The sequence below is a fragment of the Oceanidesulfovibrio marinus genome (assembly GCF_013085545.1).
Taxonomy (GTDB): Bacteria; Desulfobacterota; Desulfovibrionia; order Desulfovibrionales; family Desulfovibrionaceae; genus Oceanidesulfovibrio; species Oceanidesulfovibrio marinus.
This window is the reverse complement of the sequence record NZ_CP039543.1, coordinates 1,904,034-1,917,562: the sequence shown is the minus strand read 5'-3', so window position 1 is coordinate 1,917,562 and position 13,529 is coordinate 1,904,034. Positions and strand designations below refer to the sequence as shown.

General features: G+C 64.7%; 11 protein-coding genes. 6 read left to right on the top strand and 5 right to left on the bottom strand.

Going from position 1 to position 13,529, the window contains the following annotated elements:
• Positions 1-24 precede the first annotated feature (24 nt).
• The 3 genes from E8L03_RS08600 (at position 25) to E8L03_RS08590 (ending at position 3,663) form a co-directional block, all read left to right on the top strand.
• A complete protein-coding gene (locus tag E8L03_RS08600) occupies positions 25-2,346 on the top strand; it encodes an FAD-dependent oxidoreductase (protein WP_171267100.1) in 2,322 nt (773 codons plus the stop codon).
• 196 nt (positions 2,347-2,542) lie between these two features.
• Positions 2,543-3,244 (top strand): M15 family metallopeptidase, encoded by a 702-nt coding sequence (locus E8L03_RS08595; RefSeq protein ID WP_171267099.1) that lies wholly within the window; start codon positions 2,543-2,545, stop codon positions 3,242-3,244.
• Between the two features lie 146 nt (positions 3,245-3,390).
• The gene (locus E8L03_RS08590) at positions 3,391-3,663 is read left to right on the top strand and encodes a hypothetical protein (protein ID WP_171266200.1); all 273 of its coding nucleotides are present in this window, start codon (positions 3,391-3,393) and stop codon (positions 3,661-3,663) included.
• Between the two features lie 27 nt (positions 3,664-3,690).
• Here E8L03_RS08590 and E8L03_RS08585 read toward each other — a convergent pair whose 3' ends face one another.
• Positions 3,691-4,134 (bottom strand): DsrE/DsrF/DrsH-like family protein, encoded by a 444-nt coding sequence (locus E8L03_RS08585; RefSeq protein ID WP_171267098.1) that lies wholly within the window; start codon positions 4,132-4,134, stop codon positions 3,691-3,693.
• Positions 4,135-4,352: 218 nt separating this feature from the next.
• Here E8L03_RS08585 and E8L03_RS08580 point away from each other — a divergent pair, with 218 nt between their 5' ends.
• Positions 4,353-5,015: a DUF2239 family protein gene (locus E8L03_RS08580; protein ID WP_171267097.1), complete on the top strand. Its 663-nt coding sequence runs from the start codon at positions 4,353-4,355 to the stop codon at positions 5,013-5,015.
• A gap of 58 nt (positions 5,016-5,073) precedes the next feature.
• Here the strand turns inward: E8L03_RS08580 and E8L03_RS08575 are convergent, their stop codons facing one another.
• The 3 genes from E8L03_RS08575 to E8L03_RS08565 all read right to left on the bottom strand — a co-directional run bounded on the left by E8L03_RS08575 (position 5,074) and on the right by E8L03_RS08565 (position 8,523).
• The gene (locus tag E8L03_RS08575; protein WP_144233644.1) at positions 5,074-5,319 is read right to left on the bottom strand and encodes a DUF2905 domain-containing protein; all 246 of its coding nucleotides are present in this window, start codon (positions 5,317-5,319) and stop codon (positions 5,074-5,076) included.
• 36 nt (positions 5,320-5,355) lie between these two features.
• The gene (locus E8L03_RS08570; protein WP_171267096.1) at positions 5,356-5,991 is read right to left on the bottom strand and encodes a DUF4189 domain-containing protein; all 636 of its coding nucleotides are present in this window, start codon (positions 5,989-5,991) and stop codon (positions 5,356-5,358) included.
• Positions 5,992-6,063: 72 nt separating this feature from the next.
• Positions 6,064-8,523 (bottom strand): PAS domain S-box protein, encoded by a 2,460-nt coding sequence (locus E8L03_RS08565; RefSeq protein ID WP_171267095.1) that lies wholly within the window; start codon positions 8,521-8,523, stop codon positions 6,064-6,066.
• Between the two features lie 214 nt (positions 8,524-8,737).
• Here E8L03_RS08565 and E8L03_RS08560 point away from each other — a divergent pair, with 214 nt between their 5' ends.
• Both E8L03_RS08560 and E8L03_RS08555 read left to right on the top strand, forming a co-directional pair.
• Positions 8,738-9,211, top strand: a complete 474-nt coding sequence (locus E8L03_RS08560; RefSeq protein ID WP_144233647.1) for an STAS domain-containing protein — start codon at positions 8,738-8,740, stop codon at positions 9,209-9,211.
• A gap of 6 nt (positions 9,212-9,217) precedes the next feature.
• Entirely contained in the window at positions 9,218-9,763 is a 546-nt protein-coding gene (locus tag E8L03_RS08555) for an ATP-binding protein (protein ID WP_171267094.1), read from the top strand.
• 113 nt (positions 9,764-9,876) lie between these two features.
• Here the strand turns inward: E8L03_RS08555 and E8L03_RS08550 are convergent, their stop codons facing one another.
• A complete protein-coding gene (locus E8L03_RS08550; RefSeq protein ID WP_171267093.1) occupies positions 9,877-13,329 on the bottom strand; it encodes a SpoIIE family protein phosphatase in 3,453 nt (1,150 codons plus the stop codon).
• Positions 13,330-13,529 lie beyond the last annotated feature (200 nt).

The window sequence follows — 13,529 nt, the reverse complement described above, 5'->3', positions numbered from 1 at the left end:
CACTCAAGACGCTTCGAGCTGAACATGGGAAATCCCGTCACGATACACGGCATGGATAACGGCCAGCGAGTGGAATCGCGAATTCTGGAGGAACGCATCCAGCGTGCGGTACTCCAGGGTGCGCGCGAGCTCGTCATAGAGGCCTGCGGCCAGCATGGCCTGGGTGGCCGTCTCTGGATATCCAAGGAAGAACCCATCAACGTCACGATCACCGGCTCCACCGGTCAGCGTGTCGGCTCCATGGGCTTCCCCAACACACACATCGACGTCATGGGTCCGGCTTCGGACGACGTGGGCTGGCTCAATGCCGGCGCCGAGATCGTCGTCCACGGCAACGCCTCCAACGGCATCGCCAACGCCATGGCCCAGGGCAAGGTCTACGTGGGAGGCAACATCGGCTCCCGCGGCATGACCATGACCAAGCGCAACCCGCGCTTCGACCCGCCGGAGCTGTGGATTCTCGGCTCGGCCGGTGACTATTTTGCCGAGTTCATGGCCGGCGGCGTGGCCGTGGTCTGCGGCCACAACCCCCAGAACCCGGACAACGTGCTGGGCTACCGCCCCTGCGTGGGCATGGTGGGCGGTTCCATCTTCTTCCGCGGCCCGCACAAGGGCTTTTCCACGGTGGATTCTGCCGAGAGGCCCATCACGGACGAGGACTGGGAGTGGCTCACCGCCAACATGCGCACCTATCTGGAGGCCATCGGCAAGCCCGAGCTGTACGACTCCCTGACCAGGCGCGAGGATTGGCAGCTCATCAAGGCCAAAACCCCCATGGAGAAGAAGGGCAACCCCCGTCGCTCCATGGCCGAGTTCCGCCAGCAGGTCTGGGAGCCCGGTCTGCAGGGCGGTCTCATCGACGATCTGGTGAAGATCGATCGCAGCCCCATCCCGCTTATCCCCACCGGCGAGCTGCGCCGCTTCGTGCCCCTGTGGGAGAACCACAAGCACATCGCTCCCTGCGAGCAGAGTTGCCCCACCGGCATGCCCGTGCAGGAGCGCTGGCGCCTGGTTCGCGCCGGGCAAACCGACGAGGCCATGGATCTGGCCCTGGCGTACACGCCGTTCCCGGCCACGGTCTGCGGCTACCTCTGCCCCAACCTCTGCATGCAGGGCTGCACCCGCGCCCAGTCCAACCTCCAGCCCATCGACATCCGCGTCATGGGCAAGGTCGGCGTCTCCACCAAGACCCCTGAGCTGCCCGAGCTCAACGGCAAGCGTGTCGCCGTCATCGGCGGCGGCCCCGGCGGCATCTCCGCCGCCTGGCAGCTTCGCCTCAAGGGCTTCGACGTCGTGGTCTATGATATGGAGGAGAAGCTGGGCGGCAAGATCGCCTCGGCCATTCCGGAAAGCCGCATCCCCAAGGAAGTGGTGGAGGCCGAGATCAAGCGCGCGCAGGACGTGCTGCCGCATGTGCACCTCAAGCAGAAGCTGACCGCCGACCAGTTCCTCCAGCTTAAGGATGAGTACGACTACCTGGTGCTGGCCATCGGCGCACACAAGCCGCGCAAGATTCCGGTACCCGGGCACGAACGCGCCGTCACCGCGCTGGACTTCCTGGAAGGCGCCAAGAAGGACGAGGCCAAGCCCGGCAAGAGCATGGTCATCATCGGCGCGGGCAACGTGGGCTGCGACGTGGCCACCGAGGCCGCGCGCCTGGGCGCCGAGAACATCACGCTCATCGACATCCAGAAGCCGGCCGCCTTTGGCAAGGAAAAGATCGACGCCGAGGCTGCGGGCGCCAAGTTCCGCTGGCCCTGCTTCACCAAGGAGATCACCGAGGAAGGCGTCGTGCTCCAGACTGGCGAGGTTCTGCCGGCCGAGACCGTGGTCTTCTCCATCGGCGATGCGCCGGACGTGGAGTTCCTGCCTGAGACCATTGCCACGGACCGCGGCCACGTGACCGTGAACGAGCTGTACCAGACCACGGACAACAAGGTCTTCGCCATTGGCGACATCGTCCGGCCCGGCCTGATCACCAACGCCATCGGCGCCGGACGCAAGGCTGCCGAGGCCATCGATGATCTGGCCAGCGGACGCCGTCCCATGCAGGATACCCGAACCATGGTCGAGTACAGCCGCATCAAGCTGGAGTACTTCGACCCGCGCATCGACGACTTCAACTCGCTTGAGCAGTGCGCCGGCGAGTGCTCCTCCTGCGGTGCGTGCCGCGACTGCGGCCTGTGCGAGGCGCTGTGCCCGGCCGGTGCCATCTCCCGCCGCCAGGAGCCTGGCAAGCGCTACGAGTACGTCTCCGATCCGGACAAGTGCATCGGCTGCGGCTTCTGCGCCGGGGCCTGCCCGTGCGGCGTCTGGGAGATGACCGAGAACGCGCCGATGGATTAGCGGCAACTCGGCATTCGGCGAAAGCCACAAGCGCAACAACGAGATACAGCGCCGGCAGGGTCATTCTTTGGATGCATCCTGCCGGCGCTTTCTATTTGATGTTCGGCCGACCGTGTGGGAAGAAGGGGGTATGGAGACCGCATCGCCATGCCCGTGCAATCGCACGATAAATCATGCACGCCAGGAGACAATGACCATGCCTGTTCCGGGACGTTCTCACGACCGCCGCGCCGTTGTTCTCTGCTGTCTCGTCTTCCTGCTGTACGCCGCCAGCGTCTTTGCAGCCGAGCTGCCCGAGGGCTTTGTCTACCTGGACGAGATCGCGCCGACCGTGGCGCAGGAGGTGCGCTACTACGGGGAGGACAACTTCGTGGGCGCGCGGGTGGACGGCTATCTCGCCCCGCGGATCATTGCCGCGCGGCAGGTGGCGGAAGGCTTGAAGACCGTGCAGGCGGAGCTGAAGCCATTCGGCCTGGGCCTCAAGGTGTTCGATGCATACCGGCCCCAGCGCGCCGTGGACCACTTTGTACGCTGGGCCAGGGATCTGGACGATACCAGGACCAAGGCGAAGTACTACCCGGACGTGCCCAAGTCCAAGCTCTTCGAGCAGGACTACATTGCCTTGCGGTCCGGCCATAGCCGCGGCGCCGCCGTGGACCTGACCATCGTCTCCCTGGATGATGGTGCGGAGTTGGATATGGGCTCGGGCTTTGATTTCTTCGGGCCAATCTCCTGGCCCGACACCGACGCGATCAATGCACAGCAGCGCGCCAACCGGCTGCTGCTCAGGCGACTGATGCTTGAGCACGGCTTTGCGCCGTACCCCAGAGAGTGGTGGCACTTCAGCCTGAAGGACGAGCCCTTCCCGGATACCTACTTCGACTTCCCCATCCAGTAGCCGGGCCACTGCGATGCTTTCGGATTACAGTATCTTGAGGTATAGCGAAGCAGAATCGCCCAGGCGATTCCCCCACGAGTAGATCATGTCGGGCCACCGGCCTTTCGGAAGAGGGGGGGCCGGGAACACTGCAAGCGAGGTGTCTCATGAGAATGGCTGTCCTCACGTTGTGCTTGCTGATTTCGCTCGTCTCCGCCCCCGCCGGCATGGCCGGGGAGCTCGCCGCGGCGCGTGCTCCCCAGGCCGCCGCGAATGCAACCACATGCAAAGAGGCTCGGTCCGCACAACACGGGCCGGTCATTGCCGGGCGCGGCTGCTGCTCCTGGCACGGCGGGCAGTGCGGCTGCGAGAACGGCCGCGTCAAATGCTGCGACGGCACGCTGAGCCCCACGTGCCGCTGCATGGCCGACACGTATTGACGGCCATAGGGGTCCGGTCTGCGTATCCTAGGTGAACAGGCAGACCTTGCACTCCTTGGCGTAGATCAGGAAGTCCTCGGCATTCCAGACCACGGCGCCGTCGATGAGCTTGGACTCGTCGATCTCCATCATGTCGATGGTCATCTTGCAGGCGATGAGCTGCACGCCCTCCAGCTGTGCCACCTCCTGCAGCTCGGCCAGGCTGGGGATGTTGGCCTTGTCGATCTTCTTTTTCATCATTTCCGTGGCCACGGTGGACATGCCGGGGATGGCGCCCATCAGGCCGCTCGGGATGAACTTGGCGCGCTCGGCCCCGCCTTTCATCACCAGATGCAGACCCATGAAGGAGTAGAATATTTTCGACTCCATGCCCTGGCGCGCAGCGTTGATGCCCAGCACAAGGGCAGGGTAGCCGCCGTCCAGCGTGTCCTTCACATAGATGAATCCAGCTTTTTCCTTTGCGCTCGCCATGTTGAACCTCCCGGAAGGCTTGCCCAGAGGCGTATGCCGCAGGGGCGTGAACGCAGTTCTACACTCCTAGAATACATCAATCGGCGGCATGTAGACAAGATAGGTCGGGATTCGGCCAGACCTTGCGGCTCGCGCGCAGGAGATTTTATCCGGGTGATATTGACAGGAGTATTTTACCCAGGTAAAAAGCCTCAAAACAATCAACAGAGGTTTTTACCATGGATTCTACAGAAATCGGACAGCGCTGCACCGCCTTTGTGGGCGAGAGTCGCGTCGTCTCCGGTGACTTGGCTGAGGTTGCCCGCGCCGTGAAGGCCGGCGGACATGACGTGTGCGAGAAAGCCGTGCTCATATTCGACGACCGCACTGGCGAGCAGAAGGATGTCTGCTTCCAGGGCTCCTTGGATGCGGTGCTGGAGCGGCTGGAAACGCCGCAGGGCAGCACTTCGAGCGGGTTAGAGAGGGCCGGGTCTCAATCCGGGAGCGCCCCAGCCGGGACGCCAAGTGCAACCAAACGCGGGCCGGGCCGACCCAAGCTGGGCGTGGTGGGCAGAGAGGTAACGCTGCTGCCGCGGCACTGGGAATGGCTGGCCAGGCAGCCGGGCGGGGCGTCGGTTGCCTTGCGCAAGCTGGTGGAGGAGGCGCGGCGCGCCGGCATGGCGCAAGGCAGGGTGCGGGAGTCGCAGGAGGCGGCATACCGCTTCATGTCGGCCATCGCCGGCAACCTGCCTGGGTTCGAGGAGGCGACGCGAGCGCTGTTCGCAAAGGACCGCGGCCGGTTCCGCGAGCTTGTGGAGGCATGGCCGGCGGATATCCGCGACTACAGTGCAACGCTTGCGGACGGAGCGTTCAGCGAAGAGCGAGCTGAATCAAGGGAATAGAATGATGAATGAACGAATGCTCACTTGATAATTTGTGCGTCAGGAAACGCTGAGCGCATCATTTCCGAAAGAAGTACAGAATGATGCTGATGACAACGCTGATTACGAGGCAGGTGACGATGGGGAAGTAGATGCGCAGGCCCGGCCGCTGGATGAAGATGTCGCCGGGCAGTCGGCCCAGGGGGAATCGCTGCCACAGGCTGCGCAGCAGGGGCGAGGACTCCCAGAGCAGCAACAACCCGCCGACGGCGGCGATGATGATCCCCACAATGAGCAGCAGACGGCCGAGATTGAAGTGCTCCATGGCGTATAGGAAAGGATGCGCCGCCAGGTGCGGAAATCAGCGCTGGCAGACGGTGCGCACGTTGGAGCAGCCGCGGCCGCCGCGGTCCTTGCAGTCCTGCCGGGCGGCGCGCTCCGCAACGCTGCCCTCTGCGCCGGAGCCGAAACCGACCGTGTTGCCCGAGCCCTGCGACATGCTCACGCAGCCGCCTTCGGAGTTGACCGTGACGCGGCAGTCCTGCCTGCCGCAGGCGTTGAGCGCGGCGTTCCAGGCGTTTTCCAGGGTGTACTGGTTGAAGGCGGAGCCGAGGGAGCCGCTGCGGGGGGAGTAGGCCATGGCCTGCCAGCGTGTCTCGGGCTGCTCCTGCGGTGGGGCGGGCGTGGTGAGCAGGCCTAGCGGCGTCAGATAGAGCCGGTGGATGTAGCCCACGCCGCCCATGATCAGGGGGACCTCGTAAAAGTCGCCCATGCGCGCCGTGACCTGCATGGTCTGGCCGCGGGCAACGCTGCCGAGGATCTCGGAGCCCAGATCGGGGGCCTTGCGGATGTTCGCGGCTTCATCCGCCTGAAAGTTGCGCGGTGGTTCGTATGTCCAGCGTTGATCGGCCTGCGCGCTTCCGGAAACGAGAATCAGAACGAGAAAAATTGCAGCGGCGAGAATGGGCGCCGCGGCGCGGAATATCGATATGTGCATGGCACCTCCAGGCGCAGCCACTATAGCACAATGCCGGCGCGTGTCCATGCGGGACGGAGGCCGGGAATGTTTTCAGTTATCGTTTTCGGCGCACTTTTCCGCGGCGGGCAGGGTGATGCGGACGCGGGTGCCGCCGCCTTCCGGCTGCTCCAGAGCCAGGGTCCCGTCGTGGTCCAGAATGATGGAGCGGGAGATGGACAGGCCAAGGCCGGTGCCCTCGCCGACCGGCTTGGTGGTGAAGAAGGGATCGAACACGTCGTTGATGTGCGCGGGATCGATGCCCGTGCCGTGGTCCTCCACCATGATGACGACCTTCCGATCTGCGCCCGTGTTCTCCTGTCTGGCCGTGATGAAGAGCCGCTTGTCCGGATGCGGCTTCGGGTAGCGTTCGTTGAGGGCGAATCGGGCGTTGGAAATGAGGTTCAGGAGGACCTGCTGGAACTCCCAGTGCACGCAGTGCACGGCCGGCAGGTTTGCGGGGATGTCCACCGTCAGTTTGATGCCGTCCCTGATGAGGCGCGAGTCCACCAGATCGAGCACGGAGCCGACCATGGTGTCCATGGCGCAGGGCATCCTGGTGTTGGAGTAGTTCCTGGCGAAGCCGAGCACGCCGTGGGCCAGGTGGGCGATGCGCTCGCCCTCGGTGATGATCTTGCCCAGGAACTGGCTGCCGCTGTCGGTGACCGTGCCGTCGTCCTCCAGCATGTCGATGAGCACCTGGGCGTAGTTGATGATGCCGTTGACCGGGTTGGTGATCTCGTGGGCGAGCCCGGCGGCGATCTCGCCGAGGGAGGCGAGCTGACCGGTGCGCACCAGCTCCGCCTTGAGCTGCTTGGCCTCGGTGAGGTCGATACCCACGCTGAGCAGGGCGGTCACGTTGTCGTCGGCATCGCGCAGGGGCCTCCGGATGATGCGCAGCCAGCGCTGGTTGTCGGAGCGGTCCTTCACCTTGTACTCGTTGTCCACCTGGTCAAGCTGGCCGGCGTAGAGCAGATCGTCTTCGTTGCTGAACGGTTCCGAGTAGTACAGGGAGGGCAACAGCTCCCTGCCGGTCCGTCCCAGCAGCTGCTCCTCGCTGCGGTCGTAGAACTGGCAGGTGGCGACGTTGGCCAGCATGACGCGCCTGCTGCGGTCGCGCACCAGGATCATGCTCGGCTCGGCGTCGATGACGGTCTTCAGAAAACGGCGCTGCCGGTCTATGGCTTCCTGCGCACGGAGCCTGTCGCTGATGTCCCGCACGGCGGCTATGCGTACGGACCGTCCCTGCCAGGGAATGCGGCGCATGGATATCTCGACCGGGATGGTGGTGCCGTCGCAGTGCTTGTGCGCGAGCTGGAGCATGGCGCGACCTTCGCCGTGGAGGTTGTCGGACTCTTCGGAAATCGGGGCCGGTCTGGTGGCCAGGGATTCGAAGGGCATGCCCAGAAGATACTGGCGGGAGTAGCCGTACATGTCCTCCGTGGCCGCGTTCGCTTCCAGAATGGTGCCGTCGGCGTCGTCGATGACGAAGATGGCGTCGGTCTCCATCTCGAACAGCTGGCGGTACTTCTTCTCCGTCTCCATGCGGTTGAGCTCCGCCTCCCGCAGGCGGCCCACGTCCTCGATGGTGCCCAGAATGCGCAAGGGCTGGCGGCCACGCCAGGAGACGATCATTCCGCGCACGCAGACGTGTCGCCACTCCCCGGAGGGAACGGCGATGCGGCACACGCCTTCGAAGCGCGGTTGCTGATTGGTCATGTGGGCGTGGAACTGGTCCTGGATGCTCTGGATGTCGTCGGGGTGGATGCGCTCCAGCAGGAAGTAGACGCCGTTCTTGATCGAGGTGCTGTCGAGGCCGAGCAGGGCGGCGGCTTTGTCGGAGAGGATGATGTCGCGGGTTTTGGTGTCGTAGTCCCAGACGCCGTCCGTGGTCGCTTCCATGGTCAGCCTGAGTCGCTCTTCGTTGGCCCGGAGCCTGGTGAGCTCCTCGTGGCGCATCAGGGCGGCGGCCATGATCTCCGCGGCGGCCGTCAGCTGCTCTTTCTCCTCACGGGTCCAGCGCCGTTTGCCGCGTACAGAGTCGAACTCAAGGAACCCCATGCACCTGTCCCGGCAGATCATGGGCACCAGAAGCACGGACTGCGCAGACCGTTTGGCGCAGATTGTTTGCTCGGCCTCGGCCTCTTGCGGCAGCGCGGATACGTCCAGAATCTCGACAGTCTGGGAGGCCAGGAGCTGCTCGCGTACCCAGGGGAAGTAGCCGAAGGGCATGTCCTGAAGCTCCCGCGCCTTCGGCTGGACGTCGTTGGCCGTCCAGAGGTGCGATGCGGCAAGGGTGTCTCCGGCTTCGTCAACAAGGATGATGCGTCCGCGGTCCGCGCCCAGAAAGTCACACGCGTCCCGGAGGGTGACGTTCAGCAGGTGGTTGAGCCTGGCCGCATCCTCTGACGGCGCTGGGCCGGCAAAGCGCCGGGCAACGGCCGCGATAAAGGTTGCGAAGCAGGAAGAAGGAACGATGTTCCGCCACTGGGCGGGATCGTGTTGCGTAGACATTGGATGAACGATTGAAAGGAGTTATACACACCAGGTAAAGTGCTGGTTGGAACATACCAGAAACGCTGCAAAGTTGAAAGGTTTTTGGATGCACCAGGCGGGTTGACTTTACATGCCCCTTCTAGCCATTGTCCAAATGCGGGATATAGTTGCCGTGCACGGCAGCGTGTCATCCTGCCAGCAATAACGGGCGGAGTCCCTGGAGGAATATGAAATGGCCTTTCTGGACAAGCTTCTGGGCAAAAAGCATAACGGCGGGCCGTCCGCAGCGCCCGGCATGGTCCGGGACACGCCGTACCAGCCTGCGGAGCCGGAGATACCGGTGGAGGGCTCGGATGCGTACACCCTGCGTGCAAAGCGCGGCAAAGAGGGCGCGGTTCTGCTGCTCATCGTTTCCGGCAGGCTGGACGCCTTGTCCTCGCCGGCTTTTGAAGCGGATTGCGCACGGTACATCGCACCGGGTGTGAAGCATTGCGTGCTCGACTGCCAGGGCCTGGAGTACCTGTCGAGCGCCGGCCTGCGCAGCCTGATGACCTTGTCCATGCAGCTCCGTTCCATGCACGCCGTGCTCGTGTTCAGCGGGCTGACGGAAAGCGTGCGCGGCATCTTCCACTCCGCCGGCCTGCTCAAGATGTTTCCGGTGTACGAGACCGTGGAAAAAGCACTGCGCAGCACCCAGAAGGGTTAGAAGACCATGGTGCGGAGCAGGCGCTTTCCGGCCTCGCTGGGCAGCCTTTCCGAGATACGCGAGTTCGTTATCGGGGAGGCATCCGGGGCCGGCCTAACCGATGCCAGGAAAATGGCTCTGGAGCTCGTTCTCGAAGAGCTCGTGGTCAACGTCATATCCTATGCCTACACCTGCCCCTTGCCGCCGGAGCCGGGGGAGGATCAGGCCGGGTTGCTTCTCCCCAACGTGGAAGCTCCGGAGGACTTTGACGGGGAGGGATGCGTGGTGATCCACTGCGCCCCCGGCCCGGACGCACTGGCCCGGAATGGCTTGATGGCGGACGTCGTGTCCAAAGCCGGGGAGAAGCCGGGGAATCTCTTCTGTGTGGTGCTGGAGGACGCGGGCGTGCCCTTTGACCCGCTGAGCGTGGATGAGCCCCAGCTGGATGCCGACGTGGACTCGCGCCGTTGTGGCGGGCTGGGCATCCACTTCGCCAGGGAACGCTCCGAGGCCGTCGCCTACGAGCGCAACGGCGGCCACAACCGCCTCGCCTTCTGCGTACGCATTCGCTAGGTCCGCAGCGACCCGCCAGCAGGGCACCGGGCGCGGAACCCTCTTTCAACCAGATAAATCAGAGTACGGCAGGATGGCTGCCGTCAGGCCGAGAACGTGCGGAGTCCCGAGAGTTACGAGCCGGGGTTCCCGTCCGCCTCGATGGTGTCGATGGCGTGCTCGTCGAGGTAGATGTCCTCATACAGGTCCCCATCCTCGCCCAGATCCACCTCGGCGTAGCCATTCTCATCAGACTCGTCGAGCACGAACTCCTCGTCCTCGTCGGTGAAGCGCGGGTGGATCTCAACATCCGGAAGGATGGTGATGAAGCTGGCGGGATCGTCGGCCGGAGCCAGCGTGGTGTCCATGAGCTCCGGGTTCCGGGCGTACAGCTCGCCCGGCGGCGAGGGCAGAACCTCGAACCCGCCATCCTCCAGCGCTTCTCCGTAGTAGCCGTCCGGAGCGCCGGGGCTGGGTGGCGGCAGCACGCCCTGATCGTCGTCCTCCGGCTGCAGGCCGCTGAAGGTGAGGAGCTGCATGTCCTCTTCCTCGTCCAGCAGGTCCTCGGGGTCTGCGGTGAGACGGAAATCGTCCAGATTGGGTGGCTCGGGTATGGAGCCGGGGCCGACGCCAGCCTTGGCCATGGCATCGACAAAGGCTGATGCCGGGATATCCACGGGCAGGTCGTCGTCGCTTTCCAGGTCTTCGAGCTCCTCGCCCAGGTACAGGGCCGATTCCGGGTCGTCGGCTGCCGGAATCTCCAGGCTCCACTCCGGCTCCGGTGCCACGGCCGGAATCTCGTCGTCGAAGTTCAGGGCCTCGGCCGGCAGGGAGACCTCCGGCGGAAACTCGATCGCAAAATCGTCGTCCAGCCCCTGCGCGACAACGTCCCCGTCCAGTTCGGCGCTCTCGTCCGGGATGACGATATCCACCTCGGTCGCATCCTCGGCAAAGCTCTCGGCCGGAAAACCGAGCTCCGAGACAAGATAAGCGTCCAGGTCGCCGCCGCGGGCGGTCTCTCGGGTCGGGTCGTGCGTCTGCCGGGCAGAGCTTTCCGCTTCGGCTGCATCTGCGCCGTCAGGGCCATCGTCCTCGCGGAGGGACAGCTCCGGGTGGTCGGACTCCCAGAGGTCGTTGTCCTCGTCAAAGGCAAGGCCGGGTTGGCCGGTCTCATCGTCCCACAGGCCGTCGGCCTCGTCGGTGTCGACAATCGGCTGGGAAAAAATGTTTTCGTCGATAGGGCCGGCGGCTTCGAGACCGGGTTCGTCGTCGAGCTCCACGTCGGGCTCCAAAATCGGCTCGACCAGCTCTATTGGCGCGTCATCAGAAGCTGCCATGGGCTCGGTCAGCTCGATGGGCTCGTCCGTCGAGTCCTCAAGGGTGGCGATCTGTGCGGAGTCTTCTCCGGCTGTCCCATCCTCCGCCGTTTCTTCCACCACAGCCGCCATGGCAATCGGCGCGGCCGGACGAATCTCTTCGGCCTTCTCTTCCGAGTGCGCTACTTCAGGGAGTTCGGCCTCGGCGCGCTCTGCTATGGATTCGGCCTTGCGGTCCAGCTCGTGATCGCGCCGGCGCAGCACGAGAATGGTGACGTCATCGGACTGCTCCGCGCCTTTTTCGTGCAACTCCAAAGCCTTGACTACGATCCTGCTCAGCAGCTCCGGCGATCTGTCCGAGTACTTGCCGGCGACCAGCTCCAGGCGGCGTTCGCCGAACAGGGTGCGGGTGGGGCTCATGGCCTCGGTGACGCCGTCCGAGTAGGCGATGATCATCTCGCCGGGAGCGATGGAGCTCGTGTGGGTGGAGAACTCCGCCTCCGGCAGGATGCCGAGCATGGGGTTCTCGGTGATTTCCAGATAGGCGGTAGCGCCGCCGGGCGAGGCCACCAGGGGCGGGTTGTGGCCGCCGCTGGCAAAGCGCAGGGCGCCGCTGGCGAGATCGAGTATGCCCACGAACAGGGTCACGAACATCTGCGAGGCGTTGCCGCGGCAGAGCTCCTGGTTGATCTCGTGGAGCATGCGCGCGGGGTCGACGCCGAGCCGGGACTTGGACTTGAGCAGGGAGATGGTCAGGGCCATGAACAGCGCTGCCGGGACGCCTTTGCCCGAGACATCGCCCACGGCAAAGAGGAGCTGGTCCTTGCCGAGCTGCTCGTAGTGGAAGAGGTCGCCGCCTACCTCCCGCGCCGGGATGAGCGTGGCGTGCAGCTCGGCATCGTCCAGGTCCAGGTGCGCCTGGGGCGAAGCCGGCAGCATGTCCATCTGGATTGTGCGCGCCAGCCGCAGCTCGGAATCCAGGCGTTCGCGGTCTCTGGTGACCTGGAGCAGGGAGGCGACGTTCTCGCGCAGGCTGCGCTCCATGGTGCGCAGGGCCAGCGCCACCAGGCCCACCTCGTCCTTGCGGCTGTGGGCCAGCCCGTCCAGCTCCCGCACGGCAGGCGGCTCCGGCTTGGTGAAGTCCTCGGAGCCTATCTGCACGGCGTGGCCGGCCAGGCGCTTCAACGGTTCGGAAACGCGGTCCACCATGATTGCCGTGACGATGAACGCGACCAGGAAGATGGAGCCGATGATCAGCGCCTGTCGCAGGGCCAGGAGGTTGGCCGGGGCGTCAAGCTCGTCCCGGAAGGTGGCCGTGGCCACGTTCCAGCCCAGAGGCTTGTCATGGAAAACGCGGATGGCCACGTCGTGCGGGTCGCCGGCCGCGTCCGTCACATGGAGGATGAGGGGCTGTCCGTCCACAGGGGGCGACTGGAGGATTGTCTTGAGGGAGTCCGGGGAGACAACGCCGGCCACGGCGCGATCCATGGGATACTCGCGCTCCGGCGGCGCCACGAGCAACTGGCCCTGCTCGTCGAAGATGAAGGCGAAGCCCGAGGCGGCGATGCGTATCTCGCCGAGGCTCTGGCCCAGGATCTCCAGGGCGTTCTGCCGCCGCCGGGCCTCTTCCTGCTCCACGGCGGCGAGGTTGATGCCCGTGGAGAGCACCCAGTCCCACTCGGGAATGTCGGTAAAGTAGCCAAGCACGCGGACCGGGCTGCGGCCGTTCTGGCGCGGGGCGTCGAAAACAGCGTAGGCGCTGCCGTAGACATCGGTCGTGTCGCGCATGGCGGACAGCAGCGGCCGGCCCTTGATATCCCGTACGTCGGCGAGGCCGCCGGGTATGGAGCCCGTGTTGCCGGCCAGGGGGTGCAGGTCCTGGTCAAAGACGAGGTAGTAGGTCTTGCCGCCCAGGTCGAGGTCGGCAACCCAGGCCAGAGCGCGACGCTTGGCCTCCTCCTGGGAGATGAGCCCGGTGCGGGCCATGGCCGCAAACTCCCGGATGGTGTCGGCGGCCACGCCGCCGGCGTCGGCAAGCTGCTGCTTGCGGCTGGTGACGGCCTGGACGCGATCGGAGAGGATATTGCGGTAGGTGGTCTGCACCGTGTGGCGGACCAACTCCAGCACGTTGTCGGCAGAGAGGGAGGCGGCGCGTTCCATGGAGCCGCGCACGTCCTGCATGCTGAGCAGGATGATGCATGCGGCCGTGGCCGAGAGGATGGCTACGAGCAGTGCGAGGAGCTTGCCTTTGAGAGACCGTGTCATTCGCATGAAGGCGGACCCGTGTTCTACACAGTGTGCAAAAGCGCCCGATTACACGCCTATCGGGTATATTCCCGATCACCATGTAGCATCCATGCGTCGTATTTGACAATGTGAAAAACGATTCAGACCCGGCGGGAGAATCGGCAGGGGATTCGCCGAAGTATGCCGCAAACGCAGGCGGGCTGCGGCAGGCATGTTTTTATAGG